Source organism: Pseudomonas sp. TE3911 (genome assembly GCF_054062775.1).
Map to the genome: position 1 here is coordinate 616,176 of NZ_JBSSFP010000001.1, position 19,409 is coordinate 635,584.

Genomic DNA, 19,409 nt, shown 5'->3' on the forward strand with positions numbered 1-19,409 from the left:
TCAACCTCCGACGATCAGTGGGCTGGCTTGCAACAGGTGGCGCACCATTGCACTCAAGCCAGGGGGGGAAAGCAGGGTTATTTCAAATTCCGGGCCGCAGATTTTCAGGTTCAGCGGCAGGCGCGGCAGTTGATTGCCGGCTTCCACCCGGTGCAGACGAAATTGGAGGTGATGACGCTCCTTCACTGTCGGCTCCAGCATCAGCCCAGGCAAAGGGTGGAAGTCGGCGTCCAGCACCGTCACCTTGTGGCTGGCGTTGACCTCGCCGACCACGTGCAAGCGCTCCTCCAGGGCGAAGGCGCCAAGGTAGCTGCTGTGGTCCGATTCATCGTTTTTCTGCAGTTGGATCTGGTTGACCACCTTGACCTTGGTCCCGGCGGGCACGTCCTGGGTGATCACGCAGGACGGGCTGATAAACACGTTATCGCCAATTAACACATACCCCAGCACCCGGGCACCGGAGCCGACTTCGACGTTGTTGCCCAGGCGTGGATGGCGCTTGCCGTCAGGGTTGTTGGCAATGCCTCGAGCGCCGAGGGTCACGCCGCAGAGGATGTAGCAGTCGTTGCCGATCTCGCAGGTTTCACCGATGACCGTGCCGTAGCCGTGGTCCAGTACAAAGCGCCGGCCGATGCGCGCCGCCGGGTGTATCTCGGCGCCGGACAGCACTTTGCCCTGGTTGCTGAGCTTGAGGGCGATGCGCGAGAACACGCCGTTGGTCTGGTCGGGGAAATTCCACACCAGGTGCGCAAGCCGGTAATACAGCACCGCCTTGAACGAGGCATAGGATTCCAGAATCAGCTCGCCGCGACCGCGTGAAGCCGGGTCGCGGTAGGCATAGGCGATCAGGTCTTCGGCCACTGATCGGGCGGCGCTCTGGATCAGCGGCGCCAGGTGCGGTTCCAACTGTTTCATTTGCGCAGGCGTCAGGGTCTTGATGAGTTGGGTGAGCAACTCATCATGCAGGTGTTGCATGTCGATAAAGCCGCCCATGGAGGAACCCCCGCATTCTGGCTGGTTGGAAAACCGGTTATTCGAAACTGGGCAGGTAGCTGTCGGCATTGTCGTAGACCATGGTCAACACCACCGTTTCGGGCGGCAGTTCGGGGGCAAGCCTGGCGACGGCCACCATGTTGGCGGCGGAGGAGAGGCCCAGGCTGATGGCGTCGGTGCGCATGATGCGTTTCATCATGTCGATGCAGTCTTGGCGCGAAACCTTGAGCATGCCGTCAATCACATCGAGGTTGAGGATGCTCGGGATCAGCCCAATCGACAGGCCCTGGATATGGTGCGGCGCGTGTTGGTTTTTCAGCAGGTCACATTCTTCCGGTTCCACGCCCATTACGCGTAGTGCCGGCCAGGCGGCTTTGAGGGTTTCGCCGATACCGGTGATATGGCCACCGGTGCCGATGCCGCTGACGAAGTAGTCCACGCGGCGATCACCAAAGGCGCGGAGGATTTCCGGCGCGGTGGTGTCGCGGTGAGTCTGCGGGTTGGCGCCGTTACGTTGCTGGTTGAGCATCACGTAGTTGGGGTTTTCCAGCTGCAACTCCATGCATTTTTCACCGTGGGAATTGTTGCCCAGGCGGCTGTCCGACAGCACCACCTTGGCGCCGTACAGGCGCAGCAGCTTCTGTTTTTCAGGGCTGTAGTTGTCGGGAATCACCAGCACCACCTTGTAGCCCAGCACGTTACCGGCCATCACCAGGCCGATGCCGGTGTTGCCGCCACTGGGCTCGATGATGGTTTGCCCGGAATCGCGCATCAGCACGCCCCGGCGCTCGGCGTCGAGGATCATGCCGAGGGCGATGCGCGCCTTGTGGCTGCCGCCGGGGTTGAGGGATTCGAGCTTGGCGTAGACCTCGATGCCGAGGTCTTCGGAAAACTGCGCCAGACGCACGATGGGCGTGTGGCCGATGGCATCGAGGATCGAGTTATGCAACATCAGTCAGTCCTCAACTCAGTACAAGGGCATGTCGGGTTCGACGTCGCGAACCCAGTGCTTCATGCCGCCTTGCAGGACTTTGGTGTTGGCAAAACCTGCCGCGAGCAGCGTACTGGCCGCTTGCTCGGCGCGGGTGCCGGCGTAGCAGATCAGGTAATGAGTGTTGTCGCGGCTGAGGCGGTCGAGTTGACCGTCCAGCTCGGCGAGGGGGATGTGCACCACCCCCGGTAACTTGCACACCTCCAGTTCGCTGGCGTCGCGCACGTCCAGCAGCACGTCGGCGCTGCGCGGGTGTTCGAGCAATTGCTTGAGAACGCGCGGCTTGATGTAGCGCTCTTCGGCGAGTGACGGTGCGCTGGGCATGGTGTCGGCGCATACGGCTGGCGCGACCGTTTCACTGTGGCGCAGTTCGGAGCAGCACGGGCAGTCGGCGCGGCGTTTGAAGCGGATTTCACTGAATTTCATCGCCAGCGCATCGAAGCGCATCAAGCGCCCGGACAGCGGCTCGCCAATGCCGATCAGTAACTTGATTGCCTCGGTGGCCTGGATCATCCCCACCACGCCGGGCAGTACGCCTATCACGCCACCGGCGCTGCAATTGGGTGCCAGCTCTGCGGGCGGTGCGCTGGGGAACAGGCAGCGGTAGCACGGCCCGCCCTTGTAGTTGAGGACGCTGATCTGCCCGTCGAAACGGTAAATGGCGCCATACACCAAGGGTTTTCCAAGCTGCACGCAGGCGTCATTGACCAGGTAGCGGGTGTCGAAGTTGTCGGTGCCGTCGATCACCAGGTCATAGGCACCCACCAACTCCAGGGCATTGTCGGCATTCAGGGCGGTGTCGTGGGCGTTGATCTGGATATGACTGTTGAGGTCTTGCAGGCGTTGCTTGGCGGATTCGACCTTGGGCATGCCGAGGGTGCTGTTGCCGTGGACGATTTGGCGTTGCAGGTTGCTGCTTTCTACTACATCGAAATCCACCAGGCCCAGAGTGCCGACACCGGCCGCCGCCAGGTACAGGCTGATGGGTGAGCCCAGGCCACCGGTGCCGATGATCAATACCTTGGCTTTTTTCAGGTTCAACTGGCCTTCGCGGCCGACGCCCGGCAGGGTGATGTGGCGCACGTAACGCTGTACTTCCTCGTTGCTCAGAGTGTCGAGGTCTATGCCGCCGGACGTGGCGAGCAGCACTTCGATTTTGGCTTGTTCCGGCAAGGGTTCGTCGGCACCGATCAGCTCTTCTTCGGCGGTAAACAGGAAGTGTTCCTTGAGCTGGTTGTTCTTCTCGTGAAACAGGTGCGCACGCAACTGCGGGTGGCTGCAGCAGAGGTTTTCAATGACTTCGCGCAATGTCGATCCGGTGCTCTCAAGGGTCGATTCCGGCAGCTTAGCCACGCGAACCAGGATATCGGGGAAAGAGACAGCGTTCATGGACAACTCCGTGTGCAGGTCGTTGAAGGGTTGAAGGGCGAAATGTTTGCCATCCCAGGCAAATAGCTTGGAACCGAGGGCCTGGCCCTGGCGAACATCCACCACCAGATAGCTCACGGGGTAGATCGGCTCGCCCAGGAACAGCGCCTTGTCCTGGTCCTCGTCGCTGAAATACGCGCCGACGTCCGGGTGGGAGTGGTAGATCACCACCACGGGGTTGTCGCCGCGAAATGCCTTGTTCAGCAGCAGGGTGTCGGCCACCGAGAAGGTGTAGCCGCTGGCCGCGCTGCGCGGGTACATCTCGGGGTTCTTGTGGTGCAATTCATTTTGGATATTGCTGCCCAGGTACACGCTGCCGTCGGCAAAGACGTAGCCACAGCATTCCTCGGGATAGCTGCGGCTGGCGTGGGCGTAGATCTGTTCCAGGGCGGTGGGGCGGAGGACTTCCATGTTTCTCTCGCGTTGGTTGTGGGTCAATTTTTCTTGGCCATGAGTTTTTCAATCGGCAACTTGGTGATCGCAAAGCCAGCCAGCAGGATGGCCGAATACAGCATCAGGTCGCGTGAAATCGCCACGCCTTCGTACCAGGCGCCGATGATCACCGCGAACACCGGGAAGATGATGAACACGAACGACAGGATGATCGGGCTCAAGCGCTTGAGCAGCATGAAGTACACGATGAACCCGCCCACCGACGCCACCAGTCCGAGGTAGAACAGGGCACTCCAGGAGCGCAGGGTGATGTCTTCAAAGGTGGGTGTTTCAAACCACAGCCCGGCGACGAACAGCATCAGCCCGGCGATGCCGATGGGCAGGGTGTTGTAGGTGATCACGCTGATGGCGCTGCCTTTCTGCTTGGTAATCACGTAGCACAAGGCATGCATGATCGCGGCGGTCAGAATCGCCAGCACGCCGAAGAACTCGGCGTGGTCCAGGTGCAATCCCTGGCTCCTGATGATCATGTAGAGGCTGCCGAAGCCGATGCCGATGCCGACCACTTGGGAAAAGTAGATGCGCTCGCGCAGAAATAGCGCGGAGAAAATCAGGATAAATACCGGCATGCAACTGAAGAGCAGGGCGGTCAGGCCGGACGAGACATGCATCTCGCCATAGTTGAGCAAGTAGTAGGGAACGCTGAAGTAGGAAAGGGTCACGAACACGAAGAACCAGCGGCTTTCGCGGGGAAACAGGATCGGCTCGCGCCGCACCATGGCAAAACACAGGAACAGCGGGAACGCGATCAGGAAACGCAGGCCGGCAGAGGTCAGTGGCGGCACGCTTTCCACGGCAATTTTGATGCCCAGCCAGGTCGTGCCCCAACTCAGGCACACGATCAGGAACATCACACTGGTGATCAGCCCGGCCAACCACTGTTTTTGGGTGTTGGTTTTGGCGGTGTTTTCTATAGCGGCGGACATTGGCATCGTTTATTGCTTCCCTGAGCCGGAATTGAACTCTATATTGAACTTGTAATGAGTTATTAAATTCGGCGATTGAACCCGTAAAAGCACACTATTAGGGCGAAAGATGGCTGTCAAAACAAATATTGACATGGTGTCAATTATGCGTGAGGGCTTGTCCAACGGTCAGGGCGTGAAGTACAAGCGCCTGTCCGATGTCATGGAACGGGGCATCCTCGAAGGCTTGATTGAGCCGGGACGAAAACTGCCGCCCCATCGGGTGCTTTCCGACAATCTGGGTGTGACCATCGGCACCATCAGCCGGGCCTACGGTGAGTTGGAGCGCCTTGGCTTGGTGGTTGCGCGAGTCGGTGACGGAACATTCGTGCGCAAGCGTGGGATGGAGCGCCAGCGCGATGAAGGCTTTCGCAACGTCAGCGAGGAGCCGCGCCAGTACTTCGATATGAGCCGCAACATGCATATCCCCGGGCAGGAGACGGCGTTCTTGGCCCAGAGCTTCCAAACCTTATCGACCAACGCCAAGTTCCTTCAGGACATCAGCGCCTATACCCCGGACGCTGGCCTGCCGCGCTACCGCGAAGCGGGTGCGCAATGGCTGGTGCAGAGGGATTTTCATCCGATTCCCGAGCAGGTCATCTGCGTCAATGGCGGCCAGCACGGCCTGCTCTGCGCGATGATGGCGCTGCTGCGTGCCGGCGATACGGTGGTGACCGAGCAACTGACGTATCCAGGCCTGATCACCGCGGCGCGCATGCTTGGCATCCGCCTGATCGGCCTGGAGATGGATGACGAGGGCGTGTTGCCGAATGCGCTGGACGAAGTCTGTCGAAACCACCGGATTTCGGCGCTGTACTGCACGCCGACGATCCAGAACCCCACCACCGCCGTGTTATCGGTGGCGCGCCGCGAAGCGCTGGTCAAGGTGTGCCGCGAGCACAATCTGCTGATCCTTGAAGACGAAGCTCATGGTGTATTAGTCGAAGACCGGCCGCCGCCCCTCAGCCATTTCGCACCCGAGCGCACGATTTTGATCAGCAGCCTGAGCAAAGCCGTTTCCGCCGGGCTGCGCGTGGGCTATGTGCATGCGCCGCCGGCGTTGGTCAGCCGTATTTCGGCGGCCTTACGTTCTACGTGCTGGATGGCTACGCCGGTGACCTTAGAACTGGCCACGCAATGGATCGAAAATGGCACGGCCGAGTATCTGCTGCGCCAACAGATAAACGAGATCAGCCGGCGTAAAGCCTTGGTGAGTGACCTGCTGGAAGGCCTGGCATACCGCACCCACCTCAACAGCCCGCACTTCTGGATTGAAGTGCCGGAGCCGTGGCGTGCGTCGGAAATCGAGGCGGAGCTCAAGCAGAACAATTACCTGATCGCCACCGCCGAAGCATTTGCCGTAGGGCAGACGGCGGTCCCGCAGTTTATTCGGGCGAGTATCTGCAATACCTCGGGAGATGATCAGTTGTTGCGAGCGGGGTTTGATGCGTTGGCGACGGCGTTGGGGCAGGGTGGGGGCAGGTTCCATCTGTAGAGTTGAATGTACGCCGACCCAAATGTGGAAGGGGGCTTGCGCCCGATGGCGGTGGATCAGTCAATTAATCTGTCAACTGACACGTCGCCATCGGGAGCAAGCCCCCTCCCACAGGTTATTTGAACCTGCGCTCCACACCTTTCTCCACCAGAATCTTCGCGGAAATCTCTTCCACCGAAAAATGCGTGGAATTGATGTGCGCAATATTCTCGCGACGGAACAGATTTTCCACTTCGCGCACTTCGAACTCGCACTGGGCATAGCTTGAATAGCGGCTGTTGGGCTTGCGCTCGTTGCGGATGGCGGTGAGTCGGTCCGGGTCGATGGTCAGGCCGAACAGCTTGTGGGAATGAGCGCGCAGGGCGGCCGGAAGTGTCAGGTGCTCCATGTCGTCTTCGGTCAGCGGGTAGTTGGCCGCGCGGATGCCGAATTGCATGGCCATGTACAGACAGGTGGGCGTTTTGCCGCAGCGCGACACGCCCACCAGGATCAGGTCGGCTTTGTCGTAGTAATGCGTGCGGGCGCCATCGTCGTTGTCGAGGGCGAAGTTCACCGCCTCGATACGCTCCATATAGTTGGAGTTATGCCCAATGGAATGGGACTTTCCTACGGAGTAGGAGGAGTGTTCGCTCAGCTCCTGCTCCAACGGCGCCAGGAAGGTCGAGAAGATGTCGATCATGAAACCATTCGACGTTGCGAGAATCTCACGGATGTCTTGATTGACGATGGTGTCGAAAATGATCGGCCGAAAGCCGTCTTTTTCAGCCGCAAGATTGATTTGTTGTACCATGGCCCGCGCTTTATCCACGCTGTCGATATAGGGCCGCGTGAATTTTGCGAAGGTATTGTTTTCGAACTGCGCGAGCAGGCTCTGACCCAATGTTTCGGCTGTAATGCCGGTGCCGTCGGAGATAAAGAAAGCAGATCGTTTCATTTGAGCCCTGGGCCTTAAGCTGATGGCGAATCTTGGATATGATAGGCGCGATTTTGCCGTCCCGCAGTGGGCCGCATTCTCACTTATTTTCCAGGTCCAGGCCACAAGCGCGGGCGTTAGCTCCTACTGAGCCGCCGGCGTCCTGAGCTTTTCCAACACAGAAAGTGGAGAGATCACCTTGGTAGAGTACGTAGTTTCCCTCGATAAGCTCGGCGTCCATGATGTAGAGCACGTGGGGGGCAAGAACGCATCCCTCGGCGAGATGATCAGTAATCTTGCAGGCGCTGGTGTCTCGGTGCCCGGTGGTTTCGCCACCACGGCCCAGGCTTACCGCGATTTCCTCGAACTGAGCGGCCTGAATGCTCAGATCCACGCCGCGCTGGACGCCCTGGACGTCGATGACGTCAATGCCCTGGCCAAGACCGGCAGCCAGATCCGCCAATGGATCATGGACGCCGAGTTCCCCGAGAAGCTCAACGAAGAAATCCGCACCGCCTTCGCCACATTGTCGGCCGGCAACCCGGACATGGCTGTCGCCGTGCGCTCCTCGGCCACCGCCGAAGACTTGCCCGACGCCTCCTTCGCCGGTCAGCAAGAAACCTTCCTTAATATTCGTGGCGTGGAAAACGTGATCCGCGCCGCCAAGGAAGTGTTTGCCTCTCTCTTTAACGATCGCGCCATTTCCTACCGCGTACACCAAGGTTTCGACCACAAGCTGGTGGCTTTGTCTGCCGGTGTGCAGCGCATGGTGCGTTCGGAAACCGGCACCGCCGGCGTGATGTTCACCCTGGATACCGAGTCGGGCTTCCGTGACGTGGTGTTTATCACCGGCGCCTACGGCCTGGGAGAAACCGTCGTACAGGGCGCGGTCAACCCGGATGAATTCTACGTACACAAGCACACCCTTGAAGCTGGCCGTCCCGCCATCCTGCGCCGCAACCTGGGCAGCAAAGCCATCAAGATGATCTACGGCGACGAGGCCAAGGCCGGTCGTTCGGTGAAAACCGTTGATGTGGACAAGGCCGAGCGTGCACGTTTCTGCCTGTCCGACGCGGAAGTCAGCGAATTGGCCAAGCAAGCGATGATCATCGAAAAGCACTATAAGTGCCCGATGGACATCGAATGGGCCAAAGACGGCGACGACGGCAAGCTGTACATCGTGCAGGCCCGTCCGGAAACCGTGAAGAGCCGCACTTCGGCCAACGTCATGGAGCGCTACCTGCTCAAGGAAACCGGCACCGTGCTGGTGGAAGGCCGTGCCATCGGCCAGCGCATCGGCGCCGGCAAGGTGCGGATCATCAAGGACGTGTCCGAGATGGACAAGGTCCAGCCAGGCGACGTACTGGTCTCCGACATGACCGACCCGGACTGGGAACCAGTGATGAAGCGTGCCAGCGCTATCGTCACTAACCGTGGCGGGCGTACCTGCCACGCGGCGATCATCGCTCGTGAGCTGGGCATTCCGGCAGTTGTAGGTTGCGGCAACGCCACCCAACTGTTGAAGGATGGTCAAGGCGTGACCGTGTCCTGTGCCGAAGGCGACACCGGTTTCATCTTCGAAGGCGAACTGGGCTTTGACATCAAGCAAAACTCCATCGACGCCATGCCGGACCTGCCGTTCAAGATCATGATGAACGTCGGCAACCCGGACCGTGCCTTCGACTTCGCGCAGTTGCCGAACGCCGGTGTGGGCTTGGCCCGCCTGGAGTTCATCATCAACCGTATGATTGGCGTGCACCCCAAGGCGCTGTTGAACTACGACGGCCTGCCGCTGGATATCAAGGAAAGCGTCGACAAGCGCATCGCCGGTTACAACGACCCGGTGGGCTTCTACGTCGAGAAGCTGGTGGAAGGTATCAGCACCCTGGCGGCGGCGTTCTACCCGAAAAAGGTCATCGTGCGCCTGTCGGACTTCAAGTCCAACGAATACGCGAACCTGATCGGCGGCAAGCTTTACGAGCCGGAAGAAGAAAACCCAATGCTGGGTTTCCGTGGCGCCTCGCGTTACATCAGCGAAGCTTTCCGTGATTGCTTCGAGCTGGAATGCCGCGCGCTGAAACGTGTACGTAATGAGATGGGGCTGACCAACGTCGAGATCATGGTGCCGTTCGTCCGAACCCTGGGCGAAGCGAGCCAAGTGGTGGACCTGCTGGCTGAAAACGGTTTGTCCCGTGGTGAAAACGGTCTGCGCGTCATCATGATGTGCGAGCTGCCGTCCAACGCCATCCTGGCCGAAGAGTTCCTGGAGTTCTTCGACGGTTTCTCCATCGGTTCCAACGACCTGACCCAACTGACCCTGGGCCTGGACCGCGATTCCGGGATCATCGCTCACCTGTTCGACGAGCGTAACCCTGCGGTTAAGAAGCTGCTGTCCAATGCTATCCAGGCCTGTAACAAGGCCGGCAAGTACATCGGCATCTGCGGCCAAGGCCCTTCCGACCACCCTGACCTGGCCCGTTGGCTGATGGAACAGGGCATCGAAAGTGTCTCGCTGAACCCCGACTCCGTGCTGGAAACCTGGTTCTTCCTGGCGGAAGGCCAAGCGTCCGCCTAAAGTCGCTACGTCAAAAGTGCCGGTCACTCGTTGTGGGTGACCGGCATTCTTATCTGTGCAGGGCGGATCTCCTTCCGGACGCCGCCCTTTTTTGTGCAAGAGCATTATGCAAAGCAGCAGCAATCTGTTTCCCGTCGCCCTGATCAGCGCTGAACGTCGTGGCGACCTGAGTGAAGATGTATATCGCCTCAAACCCGGTAATAGCCCCGACGGCACCGTTGAGCTGGCAGTTACCCGTTTGGGCCTTGCCGATGTCCCGGAAAACCGGGGCATCCCGGTTATTTTGTTGCACGGCAGTTTTTCTAATCGGCGTTTCTGGTATTCGCCTAAAGGCATCGGCTTGGGTGCTTTCCTGGCGCGCCAGGGCTTCGATGTGTGGATACCGGAAATGCGCGGCCATGGTTTGTCCAAGCGCAATCATGACTACGCCAAAAATCGAGTCGCCGACTACGCGCGCTATGATTTGCCGGCTATCGGCGCGTTTGTGAGAGAGCAAAGTGCGCAGATCCCCCACTGGATCGGGCACTCCCTGGGCGGCACAGCGTTGGCGGCGGCGCTGGGTGGTGAGCACCTTGGCGCGCCGGCAGTGGCTTCCGTGGCCTTGTTTGGTTGCCAGGTCAGTCGCACCCACTGGCCATTGAAGCTTCCTCCGGTGGAGTGGACCGGTCGATTGCTTCTGAAACGCTTCGGGGAATTGTCCGGCTCGCGCCTCAAGCGCGGTCCGGAGGATGAGCCCGCAGGCGTGCTGATCGAAGCCATGCGTTGGAATGGCCTGTTTGGACGCTTTGGCGAGGGTAAGCAGGACTGGTGGAAAGGCCTGGCAACCGTCGATGTGCCGCTGTTGGCCGTCAGTGCTGCCGGTGATCAACAGGACCCTGATTGGGCATGTCGCAAGTTGTTCGAGCAAATCGGTTCTGAGCATCGGCAATACCTTTGCCTGGGCCGCCAGCAAGGTTTTACCGAGGATTTCGGGCACGTGGAAATGCTGGTGAGCAAGGCCGCCCAGGCCGAAGTGTGGCCGCTGGTGGCGCAATGGTTAAAAGATCCGCTCACACCGTTGCTTGGCGCCCCGGTCGATACAGTGGCGACGGTTTGACGCAGCCCTCTGCCAAGGGCGTTTCGCTTGTGCGAGGTTGCGGCTAAGATATGACGCGCTGAACGCTTCTGGTCATATTCAGTCGCGCAGTGGCTCTTGCGTTGCGGCGAGGCGAAAGGGATGTTCCCCGTCCGCTTCGGCCGGTACTTCTTTGAAAGACACTTCTCTGGCAGAAAGGAATTTTTCGATGAACCATTACGTGACCCCCGACCTCTGCGACGCCTACCCGGATCTGGTGCAGGTGGTCGAGCCGATGTTCAGTAATTTTGGCGGCCGAGATTCCTTTGGCGGCGAGATTGTCACCATCAAGTGCTTCGAAGATAACTCGCTGGTGAAGGAGCAAGCCGACCAGCCGGGCGCCGGCAAGGTGCTCGTGGTCGACGGGGGCGGTTCCCTGCGGCGCGCGTTGTTGGGCGACATGATTGCCGAGAAAGCCGCAAAAAACGGCTGGGAAGGGTTGGTGATCTACGGTTGCATCCGTGATGTCGATGTCATCGCGCAGACCGATCTTGGCGTCCAGGCCCTGGCCAGCCACCCGATGAAGACCGACAAGCGCGGCATCGGTGACTTGAATGTGGTGGTCACATTTGCCGGCGTGACCTTTCGTCCGGGTGAGTACATCTATGCGGATAATAATGGCGTGATTGTGTCGCCAAGCCCGCTGAAAATGCCTGAATAAACTGCAATAACCGACGGGGTGAGGATGTTCGAGGAAGAAAACGCGCAATGGGGGCTGGTGCATGCCCTGGTGCTGGACGGTAAAGGCGGTGCGCGTTCGATTGCCCGGACTGAGCTCGACGACTTGCAACTGCAGCCCCAGGAAAGCCTGTGGCTGCATTGGGATCGCAGCCATCCGCAGACCCAGACCTGGCTGCGTAAATCCAGTGGCCTGAGCGAATTTGCCTGCGACCTGCTGCTGGAGGAGAACACCCGCCCGCGCTTGTTGCCGCTGCCAGAGGGCGAGCTTCTCCTGTTCCTGCGCGGGGTTAACCTCAATCCGGGTGCAGAGCCCGAAGACATGGTGTCGGTGCGTATCTTCGCCGCCGCCAGCCGCGTGATTTCCTTGCGCCTGCGCCCGCTGCGCGCTACCGATGAACTGCTTGTGCAACTGGCGGAGGGAAAAGGGCCAAGAACTGCGTCTGAACTCATCCTTTATATGGCGCAGTACCTGACCAATAAAGTGCAGGATCTGGTCACGGACCTCTCTGAAGTCGTGGATTCCGAGGAAGAAAAACTCGATACCGACGAACGGTATACTCCGGAGCACGGCAGCGTGTTGCAGATCCGTCGACGAGCGGCAGGGCTCAAGCGATTCCTCGCGCCGCAGCGGGACATTTTTGCTCAACTGACGCGGATCAAATTGCCATGGTTCTGCGATGACGATGCCGACTATTGGAACGAATTGAACAACAGCCTGACCCGCTATCTGGAAGAGCTCGAATTGACCCGCGAGCGCGTGGGGCTTGTGCTGGAGGCCGAAGACCGGCGCTTGAGCGTGCGCATGAACCGCACGATGTATCGCTTTGGGATCATCACTGGAATCTTCCTGCCCATGAGCTTCTTGACCGGCTTACTGGGTATAAATGTGGGAGGCATACCTTTCTCTCAGAGCCCCTATGGCTTCATCATTGCGTGCCTGTTGATGGTGTCGGTGGCTCTCGGACAATGGTGGCTATTTCGGCGGTTACGCTGGGTTTGAGCTGAATATCACCTGAATGTAGGAAGGGTCCTATGTGACCCCAGGAATTTTCCCCTCGTCTTTAAAACACTTGCGAGAGGTCTTTATGCACGATCCGTTCGAACAGTCTTTACGTGACATGCTCAATGCCTCGCCGTCCAACCGTGACGACGATGCCTGCTTGGGCCGCGTGTTGAAAACCGCTAACCGCCAGGTGGGCGCGGGTGACCTGTTCGGTCTGCTCGGCCGCTGGGTGCCGGCGTTGATGATGGCCTTGAACAACGGTTCGGCCCACGTTTCACCGGTTTCCCGTCGTAAACCTCTTGCTCGCACTGCTGATAAGGCTGATTGAATATGGAACTTGATCTCTGGACCCAGAGCCTGGTCACTGCAATGACCGCATTGTGGACCAAGGTGGCGAACTTCATTCCCAACCTGTTTGGTGCTCTGGTCCTGGTATTGCTGGGCTTTGTCGTAGCCAAGCTGCTCGATACCCTGCTGTCCAAATTGCTCGCTAAACTCGGGCTTGATCGCCTGATGGCAGGCACTGGCCTGACCAAACTGCTGGGGCGTGCCGGGCTGCAAGTGCCGATCTCCACGTTGATCGGTAAGATCGTCTATTGGTTCGTTTTGCTGATTTTTCTGGTTTCTGCGGCTCAATCCCTTGGACTTGAGCGAGTTTCAGCTACGCTCGACATGCTGGCGCTGTATTTACCGAAAGTTTTCGGCGGCGCGCTGGTACTGCTGGTAGGTGTTCTGCTGGCGCAACTGGCCAATGGGCTGGTGCGCGGCGCTGCCGAAGGCGTGGGGCTGGATTATGCTGCTGGCCTGGGGCGAATTGCCCAGGGGTTGGTGATCATCATCAGTATTTCGGTCGCGATCAGCCAGTTGGAGGTCAAGACTGACCTGCTCAACCATGTAATTGTGATCGTTTTGATTACCGTTGGTCTGGCCGTTGCGCTGGCCATGGGCTTGGGAAGCCGGGAAATTGCGGGTCAGATTCTTGCGGGAATCTATGTGCGCGAGCTGTATCAAGTTGGGCAACAGGTGCGTGTAGGCGAGGTCGAAGGGCAAATCGAGGAGATCGGCACGGTCAAGACGACGGTGCTGACCGATGACGGTGACCTGGTGTCGTTGTCCAATCGGATTCTCCTGGAGCAGCAGGTCAGTAGCCGCTAATCCGGTAAACCCTGCTAATGTACGCCGCCGCAAGCTCGGCTGACCGGGCTGTAGCGGACATTGACCTGACTGTCGGCACGACTTGTTTTGAATAAAGCCCAAACGCTGTCCACGCGCTATGACCCCCGTGAGCTCTCTGATGAGGAGTTGGTCGCGCGCTCGCACACGGAGCTGTTTCACGTCACTCGCGCGTACGAAGAATTGATGCGCAGATATCAACGCACTCTGTTCAACGTTTGTTCAAGGTATTTAGGGAACGATAGAGATGCGGACGATGTCTGTCAGGAAGTGATGCTCAAGGTGTTGTACGGCCTGAAGAACTTTGAGGGTAAATCGAAGTTCAAGACCTGGCTCTACAGCATCACGTACAACGAGTGCATCACGCAGTATCGGAAGGAACGGCGAAAGCGTCGCTTGATGGACGCTTTGAGTCTGGACCCCCTTGAGGAGGCGACTGAAGAGAAGTCGCCGGCACCCGAGGAAAAGGGCGGACTCGATCGCTGGCTGGTGTATGTGAACCCGATTGACCGGGAAATTCTGGTGCTGCGATTTGTCGCAGAGCTCGAGTTCCAGGAAATCGCTGACATCATGCACATGGGTTTGAGTGCTACAAAAATGCGTTACAAACGTGCTCTAGATAAATTACGTGAGAAATTTGCGGGCGAGACTGAAACTTAGTGCGTGGCAAATATCTCTTACGTGTAGGCAAGTTCTGTTAGACTTGTCGCCGAGTTGTCCCCCGGTTTGTGGGACTGCTTTACAATCACCAGATGGGGATTTAACGGATGAAACTGAAAAACACCTTGGGCTTGGCCATTGGTTCTCTTATTGCCGCAACTTCTTTCGGCGTTCTGGCACAAGGCCAAGGCGCAGTTGAAGGCGAGCTGTTCTACAAGAAGCAGTACAACGATAGCGTCAAGCACATCGAAGACGGCTTCAATCCTGGCGCTCGCATCGGTTACTTCCTGACCGACGACCTGTCCTTGAACTTGTCCTACGACAAAACCAACCACACCCGTTCGAACGACGGTACTGGTAGCCAGAAGATCAAAGGCGATACCGGCAGCCTGGTTGCCCAGTATCACTTCGGTCAAGCTGGTGTTGACAGCCTGCGTCCATACGTTGAAGGCGGTTTCGGCCACCAGAGCCGTGGCAACGTACAAGCTGACGGCCACAGCGGTCGCGATCAGACCACTTTCGCTACCGTCGGTACTGGCGTGAAGTACTACTTCACCAACAACCTGTACGCTCGTGCCGGTGTTGAAGCTGACTACGGTCTGGACAACGGCAAGTGGGACTACTCCGCACTGGTCGGCCTGGGCGTAAACTTCGGCGGTAACGCTGGCGCAGCTGCTCCAGCTCCTACTCCAGCACCAGCTCCAGAGCCAACTCCAGAGCCAGAAGCTCCAGTTGCTCAGGTTGTTCGTGTTGAGCTGGACGTTAAGTTCGACTTCGACAAATCCGTTGTTAAGCCTAACAGCTACGGCGACGTGAAAAACCTGGCCGACTTCATGGCTCAGTACCCAGCTACCAACGTAGAAGTTGCTGGTCACACTGACTCCGTAGGTCCAGACGCTTACAACCAGAAGCTGTCCCAGCGTCGTGCTGACGCTGTTAAGCAAGTTCTGGTTAAAGACGGCGTTGCTCCTAGCCGTGTAACTGCTGTTGGTTACGGCGAATCCCGCCCAGTTGCTGACAACGCAACTGAAGCAGGTCGTGCTGTTAACCGTCGCGTAGAAGCGTCGGTTGAAGCTCAAGCTCAGTAATTACTGAGTAGAAAAAAGCCCGGCTCAGGCCGGGCTTTTTTTCGCCTGGAATTTGCCTCAGGCACTGGCCGCTGCCGTGATGTAGGCCACTTGGTCGGTGGCGGCAACACTGCCAATCACCAGGATTGCAGGGCTCTTCAAGGCAAAGGAATGAGCATCCTCGTGCATGCGTGACAGCTCACTACGGCATTCGCGCTGCTGGGGCAGTGATGCATTTTCGATCATCGCCACTGGCATATCAGCTGCCATCCCGCCTCCGAGCAATTGCTGGCGAATCTCCTCCAGCTTGGCCACCCCCATGTACACCACCAATGTCGTTCCACCTTCTGCCAGCGCGCGCCAATTAACGCTGCTGTCGTCTTGAGTGTGGGCCGTGACCAACGTCACGCCGCGGCTGACACCGCGCAATGTCAGAGGAATCGCGCAGTTCGTCGCACCCGCCAGCCCTGCGGTGATCCCGTTGACCAACTCCACCTCGACGCCACGCTCGCGCAGCCACATGGCCTCTTCACCACCGCGTCCGAAAATGCACGGATCGCCACCTTTGAGCCGCACCACGCACTTGCCTTGGCGGGCGTAACGCAGCATCAGGCGATGGATAAAATCCTGCGGGGTTGAGCGGCAGCCACCGCGTTTACCCACGGTAATCACACGAGCCTCGGCGCAGTGCTCCAGTACGGCCGGGTTGACCAAATCATCGATCAACACTACATCGGCTTCGTTCATTGCCCGTACGGCTTTGAGGGTCAACAGTTCTGGGTCGCCGGGGCCTGCGCCCACCAGCCAGACTTTTGCGTTCATGTGTTTTTCCTCGTCTAGAGCTGACGTCAGCTATGAAAGAGTGAATACAGAAGAATCAGATTGATCAGCATCGAGACCAGGCCCAAGGTGCGCCAAACCTTCAAAGGTTCGCGCTCAAGGAGTGGCCTCGGACGGATGCTCAGCTCTTGGCGGTCAGCCTGCTCCAGCACCAGCAGCCATTCCTCGGCAGTCTCGTAGCGATGCGTCGGCTGCGCTGCCACAGCGCGTTCCAGGCTCAGAGGGAGCCAGTCCGGGAGGTCCGGACGATAGCGGCTGGCGGTGACGGATTGGGCAAATCTAGGTCGTTGGAAAGCTTCGATTTCACCGTATGGGTAGTGCCCGGTCAGCAGGAAATACAGCGTCACACCAACGCTATATAAATCCTGTTGTGCTGTAGGACGGTCGCCATTGAACGCCTCAGGCGCGATAAAGCTCGGAGTGCCGGGCAGCACATGGGCGCGATCCTCTGACAGGCCGGAGCAATACGCCAGACCGAAATCCAATACTCGCAATTCTCCGTCGTCCCCCAGCAGCAGGTTTTCCGGCTTGATATCGCGGTGCAGGATCTGCCGTCGATGCAGCATGCCCACCGCGCGCAGCAAGCGCTCGGCGACGGACTGCCATTGCGCCAGGGGCAGTGGGCCCTGGCGCTGAAAGAGCTCGGCGAGGGTCATACCGGGATATTCACGCATCACGTAGTACAAATGCTGACGCCCGCTGGCCGTATGGACTTCCGGAAACGCCCGCCCGGCAACCCGTCGCAGAAACCATTCTTCCGACAACAATGCCTGACCGCCGTCGCTGTCATTATCGCGGCTCAGGGGCAGCGTTTTCAGCAGCCAGGGTTGCTGCTGGGCATCGCGTACCCGGTACAACAATGACTGCCTGCTGTGTGCCAGGACGGCGTCGACCTGCCAACCTTCAAAGTGTTGCCCGGCTTTGAGCGGCGGTGGCAAGGGCCATTGCTGCAGCTGCACCAAGGCGTCACCGAGTGTGGCCTCGCCGACCGTGTCGACACGCACCAGCAGGGCGCTGGCATTGTCCTGGCTACCCGCCAGGTGCGCGGCGTTGATCAGGGTGCTTACCGCCAGGTCGAGGTCGGTTTGTTCACGCAGGATCGCGCTGATGCTGTGATCGGCCAGGGTTGCCCACACGCCATCGCTGAGCAGCAGGAAACACTCACCCTCGCGCAATTGACCGTCGAGAAAGTCCAGGACCAGATGTTGATCCAGGCCAAGGGCACGCTTGAGCACATGCTGCATGCCCGGCTGTTCCCACACATGGTCTTCGCTGATGCGCTGCAACTCGCCGTCCAGCCAGCGATATGCCCGGCAATCGCCGACATGGGCCAGGGTGAAGCGCTGGCCGCGAAAGACCAAGGCGCTGAGGGTGGTCAGCAACGGTTGACCTCCCCCATTGGCCTGCAGCCAGCGGTTCTGTGCGAGTAGCAACCGCTCCAGTGCCTGTGCCACGCCCCAGGTTTGCGGCGTGGCGTAGTAATCCAGGGCCAGGGCCTGCAGAGTTGAGCGGGCGGCCAGGCCACCGTCTGCACACTGGCTCACGCCGTCGGCCATGGCGCACAGATAGCCTTTGCTCGCCGCCAGTTCCGCAGCGGGGGTAACCACCCGCAGCGCATCCTGGTTTTCCGCCCGTGGGCCGATGGCACTGGCGTGGGCGATGCTCAGTTGCAGGCTCATCAGACGCGCGCGGCGGTCACAGCGGCCGAACCCCAAGTAGTTCTCCAGCGGCGCTTGACGCCATGCAGACCGAACCAGGCCAATACGCCCAGGCTCGCGAACAACCACAAGGCCAATTGATAGCTTCCGGTGCTCTGCTTGATCGCACCCATGCCCGCCGCCAGGGCGAAACCGCCGATGCCGCCGGCCATGCCAATCAGGCCGGTCATCACGCCGATCTCACGGCGAAAACGCTGTGGTACCAGTTGGAACACAGCGCCATTGCCTGCGCCCAAACCGAGCATGGTGCAGACGAAAAGCGCCAGCGCCGCGTAGGAACTGGGCAGGTTGAAACCGACTGCCGCGATGCAAATTGCTGCGACGCTGTACATGCCGAGCAGTGTGCGGATCCCGCCGAAACGGTCGGCCAAGGCGCCGCCCAGTGGGCGCATCAGGCTGCCACCGAACACGCAGGCGGCGGTGTAGTAGCCGGCGGTCATGGGGCTCAGGCCGTATTGATCGTTGAAATAGCCGGGCAGGGCGCTGGCCAGGCCGATAAAGCCACCGAAGGTCACGCTGTAGAAAAACATGAACCACCAACTGTCGCGGTCGCCCAGAGCCTTGAAGTAATCAGCCATGGACTTGGCTTTAGGGCGTTCAGGCGCATTTTTCGCGAGCCAGGCGAACACGATCAGGGTCAGGATCAGCGGAATCAGTGCGAAGCCGAACACGTTGCTCCAGCCAAAGGCCGCCGCCAGTACCGGGGCCAACAATGCAGCGAACACTGTGCCCGAATTACCGGCGCCGGCGATGCCCATGGCCTTGCCCTGGTGTTCGGCTGGATACCACTGGGACGCCAACGGCAACGCCACTGCAAAGGATGCGCCGGCCATACCGAGGAACAGCCCTAGCAACAAGGCTTGTTCGTAGCTGTGAACCCCCAGTTTCCAGGCGCCGAACAACGCGACAATCACAATCACCTGGCCAATCAGCCCGGCTGTCTTTGGGGATAGCTTGTCCGCCAGCATGCCCATCAGGAAGCGCAACACAGCGCCCGCAAGGATCGGTGTCGCCACCATCAAGCCGCGTTGTTGAGTGGTCAGGTGCAAGTCGGCGGAAATCTGTACCGCCAGCGGGCCCAACAAATACCAGACCATGAAGCTCAGATCGAAATACAGGAACGCGGCAAACAGGGTCGGGGTGTGCCCGGATTTCCAGAAGCTTGATTTCATCACGCACCTCAACGGTTGGGAGTCTTGTAAGAAGGCCTGGTGATGGAGCAGCCGGCTGAGGCCGCCCCACCGGCCCCGTGCTGCTGGGGCCAAAACGAAAAAACGCCGCCATCGGGTTCGCGAGGGCAAACCGGATGTGCGACGTCTTTGTCGTGGAGGGGCAACCGC

General features: G+C 59.2%; 17 protein-coding genes. 9 read left to right on the forward strand and 8 right to left on the reverse strand.

What is annotated here, in order from left to right:
• The 4 genes from ACVWXD_RS02930 to ACVWXD_RS02945 are packed head-to-tail and all read right to left on the reverse strand — an operon-like array spanning position 1 to position 4,740.
• Entirely contained in the window at positions 1 to 993 is a 993-nt protein-coding gene (locus ACVWXD_RS02930; RefSeq protein ID WP_457370659.1) for a serine O-acetyltransferase, read from the reverse strand.
• Positions 994 to 1,030: 37 nt separating this feature from the next.
• Complete coding sequence (locus ACVWXD_RS02935) at positions 1,031 to 1,945, reverse strand: PLP-dependent cysteine synthase family protein (RefSeq protein WP_032887582.1); 915 nt, start codon at positions 1,943 to 1,945, stop codon at positions 1,031 to 1,033.
• Positions 1,946 to 1,960: 15 nt separating this feature from the next.
• The gene (moeB, locus tag ACVWXD_RS02940) at positions 1,961 to 3,823 is read right to left on the reverse strand and encodes a molybdopterin-synthase adenylyltransferase MoeB (RefSeq protein WP_457370660.1); all 1,863 of its coding nucleotides are present in this window, start codon (positions 3,821 to 3,823) and stop codon (positions 1,961 to 1,963) included.
• A gap of 23 nt (positions 3,824 to 3,846) precedes the next feature.
• Complete coding sequence (locus tag ACVWXD_RS02945; protein WP_160385034.1) at positions 3,847 to 4,740, reverse strand: DMT family transporter; 894 nt, start codon at positions 4,738 to 4,740, stop codon at positions 3,847 to 3,849.
• Between the two features lie 160 nt (positions 4,741 to 4,900).
• On the opposite strand from ACVWXD_RS02945, the gene ACVWXD_RS02950 reads away from it, so the two are divergent.
• The gene (locus ACVWXD_RS02950) at positions 4,901 to 6,325 is read left to right on the forward strand and encodes an aminotransferase-like domain-containing protein (protein ID WP_032887586.1); all 1,425 of its coding nucleotides are present in this window, start codon (positions 4,901 to 4,903) and stop codon (positions 6,323 to 6,325) included.
• Between the two features lie 115 nt (positions 6,326 to 6,440).
• Here the strand turns inward: ACVWXD_RS02950 and ppsR are convergent, their stop codons facing one another.
• Positions 6,441 to 7,259, reverse strand: a complete 819-nt coding sequence (gene ppsR, locus ACVWXD_RS02955) for a posphoenolpyruvate synthetase regulatory kinase/phosphorylase PpsR (protein ID WP_027603681.1) — start codon at positions 7,257 to 7,259, stop codon at positions 6,441 to 6,443.
• 178 nt (positions 7,260 to 7,437) lie between these two features.
• On the opposite strand from ppsR, the gene ppsA reads away from it, so the two are divergent.
• The 8 genes from ppsA to ACVWXD_RS02995 all read left to right on the forward strand — a co-directional run bounded on the left by ppsA (position 7,438) and on the right by ACVWXD_RS02995 (position 15,532).
• Positions 7,438 to 9,813 (forward strand): phosphoenolpyruvate synthase, encoded by a 2,376-nt coding sequence (gene ppsA / locus ACVWXD_RS02960; protein WP_032887588.1) that lies wholly within the window; start codon positions 7,438 to 7,440, stop codon positions 9,811 to 9,813.
• 106 nt (positions 9,814 to 9,919) lie between these two features.
• The gene (locus tag ACVWXD_RS02965) at positions 9,920 to 10,909 is read left to right on the forward strand and encodes an alpha/beta fold hydrolase (RefSeq protein ID WP_032887590.1); all 990 of its coding nucleotides are present in this window, start codon (positions 9,920 to 9,922) and stop codon (positions 10,907 to 10,909) included.
• Between the two features lie 187 nt (positions 10,910 to 11,096).
• Positions 11,097 to 11,588, forward strand: a complete 492-nt coding sequence (rraA, locus tag ACVWXD_RS02970; protein WP_032887592.1) for a ribonuclease E activity regulator RraA — start codon at positions 11,097 to 11,099, stop codon at positions 11,586 to 11,588.
• A gap of 24 nt (positions 11,589 to 11,612) precedes the next feature.
• Positions 11,613 to 12,608, forward strand: a complete 996-nt coding sequence (locus tag ACVWXD_RS02975) for a zinc transporter ZntB (protein ID WP_032887594.1) — start codon at positions 11,613 to 11,615, stop codon at positions 12,606 to 12,608.
• Positions 12,609 to 12,693: 85 nt separating this feature from the next.
• Entirely contained in the window at positions 12,694 to 12,939 is a 246-nt protein-coding gene (locus ACVWXD_RS02980) for a hypothetical protein (protein ID WP_025854229.1), read from the forward strand.
• Between the two features lie 2 nt (positions 12,940 to 12,941).
• On the forward strand, positions 12,942 to 13,766 hold the full coding sequence (locus ACVWXD_RS02985; protein ID WP_003175519.1) for a mechanosensitive ion channel family protein: 825 nt from the start codon (positions 12,942 to 12,944) through the stop codon (positions 13,764 to 13,766).
• Positions 13,767 to 13,853: 87 nt separating this feature from the next.
• Positions 13,854 to 14,444: an RNA polymerase sigma factor SigX gene (gene sigX / locus ACVWXD_RS02990; protein ID WP_032887596.1), complete on the forward strand. Its 591-nt coding sequence runs from the start codon at positions 13,854 to 13,856 to the stop codon at positions 14,442 to 14,444.
• Positions 14,445 to 14,551: 107 nt separating this feature from the next.
• Positions 14,552 to 15,532 (forward strand): OmpA family protein, encoded by a 981-nt coding sequence (locus tag ACVWXD_RS02995; RefSeq protein ID WP_032887598.1) that lies wholly within the window; start codon positions 14,552 to 14,554, stop codon positions 15,530 to 15,532.
• A gap of 57 nt (positions 15,533 to 15,589) precedes the next feature.
• Here ACVWXD_RS02995 and cobA read toward each other — a convergent pair whose 3' ends face one another.
• The 3 genes from cobA to ACVWXD_RS03010 are packed head-to-tail and all read right to left on the reverse strand — an operon-like array spanning position 15,590 to position 19,241.
• Complete coding sequence (gene cobA / locus ACVWXD_RS03000) at positions 15,590 to 16,333, reverse strand: uroporphyrinogen-III C-methyltransferase (protein WP_032887600.1); 744 nt, start codon at positions 16,331 to 16,333, stop codon at positions 15,590 to 15,592.
• Between the two features lie 26 nt (positions 16,334 to 16,359).
• Entirely contained in the window at positions 16,360 to 18,030 is a 1,671-nt protein-coding gene (locus ACVWXD_RS03005) for a protein kinase domain-containing protein (protein ID WP_457370661.1), read from the reverse strand.
• On the reverse strand, positions 18,030 to 19,241 hold the full coding sequence (locus ACVWXD_RS03010; protein WP_095185347.1) for a nitrate/nitrite transporter: 1,212 nt from the start codon (positions 19,239 to 19,241) through the stop codon (positions 18,030 to 18,032). Before ACVWXD_RS03010 ends, ACVWXD_RS03005 begins: the two co-directional genes overlap by 1 nt.
• Positions 19,242 to 19,409: the final 168 nt, after the last annotated feature.

Excerpts from the sequence above, each read along its gene's own strand:
- ACVWXD_RS02930 (WP_457370659.1), bottom strand. The coding sequence starts at position 993 with ATGGGCGGCTTTATCGACATGCAACACCTGCATGATGAGTTGCTCACC.
- ACVWXD_RS02935 (WP_032887582.1), bottom strand. The coding sequence starts at position 1,945 with ATGTTGCATAACTCGATCCTCGATGCCATCGGCCACACGCCCATCGTG.
- moeB (WP_457370660.1), bottom strand. The coding sequence starts at position 3,823 with ATGGAAGTCCTCCGCCCCACCGCCCTGGAACAGATCTACGCCCACGCC.
- ACVWXD_RS02950 (WP_032887586.1), top strand. The coding sequence starts at position 4,901 with ATGGCTGTCAAAACAAATATTGACATGGTGTCAATTATGCGTGAGGGC.
- ppsR (WP_027603681.1), bottom strand. The coding sequence starts at position 7,259 with ATGAAACGATCTGCTTTCTTTATCTCCGACGGCACCGGCATTACAGCC.
- ACVWXD_RS02965 (WP_032887590.1), top strand. The coding sequence starts at position 9,920 with ATGCAAAGCAGCAGCAATCTGTTTCCCGTCGCCCTGATCAGCGCTGAA.
- rraA (WP_032887592.1), top strand. The coding sequence starts at position 11,097 with ATGAACCATTACGTGACCCCCGACCTCTGCGACGCCTACCCGGATCTG.
- ACVWXD_RS02975 (WP_032887594.1), top strand. The coding sequence starts at position 11,613 with ATGTTCGAGGAAGAAAACGCGCAATGGGGGCTGGTGCATGCCCTGGTG.
- ACVWXD_RS02980 (WP_025854229.1), top strand. The coding sequence starts at position 12,694 with ATGCACGATCCGTTCGAACAGTCTTTACGTGACATGCTCAATGCCTCG.
- ACVWXD_RS02985 (WP_003175519.1), top strand. The coding sequence starts at position 12,942 with ATGGAACTTGATCTCTGGACCCAGAGCCTGGTCACTGCAATGACCGCA.
- ACVWXD_RS02995 (WP_032887598.1), top strand. The coding sequence starts at position 14,552 with ATGAAACTGAAAAACACCTTGGGCTTGGCCATTGGTTCTCTTATTGCC.
- cobA (WP_032887600.1), bottom strand. The coding sequence starts at position 16,333 with ATGAACGCAAAAGTCTGGCTGGTGGGCGCAGGCCCCGGCGACCCAGAA.
- ACVWXD_RS03005 (WP_457370661.1), bottom strand. The coding sequence starts at position 18,030 with ATGAGCCTGCAACTGAGCATCGCCCACGCCAGTGCCATCGGCCCACGG.
- ACVWXD_RS03010 (WP_095185347.1), bottom strand. The coding sequence starts at position 19,241 with ATGAAATCAAGCTTCTGGAAATCCGGGCACACCCCGACCCTGTTTGCC.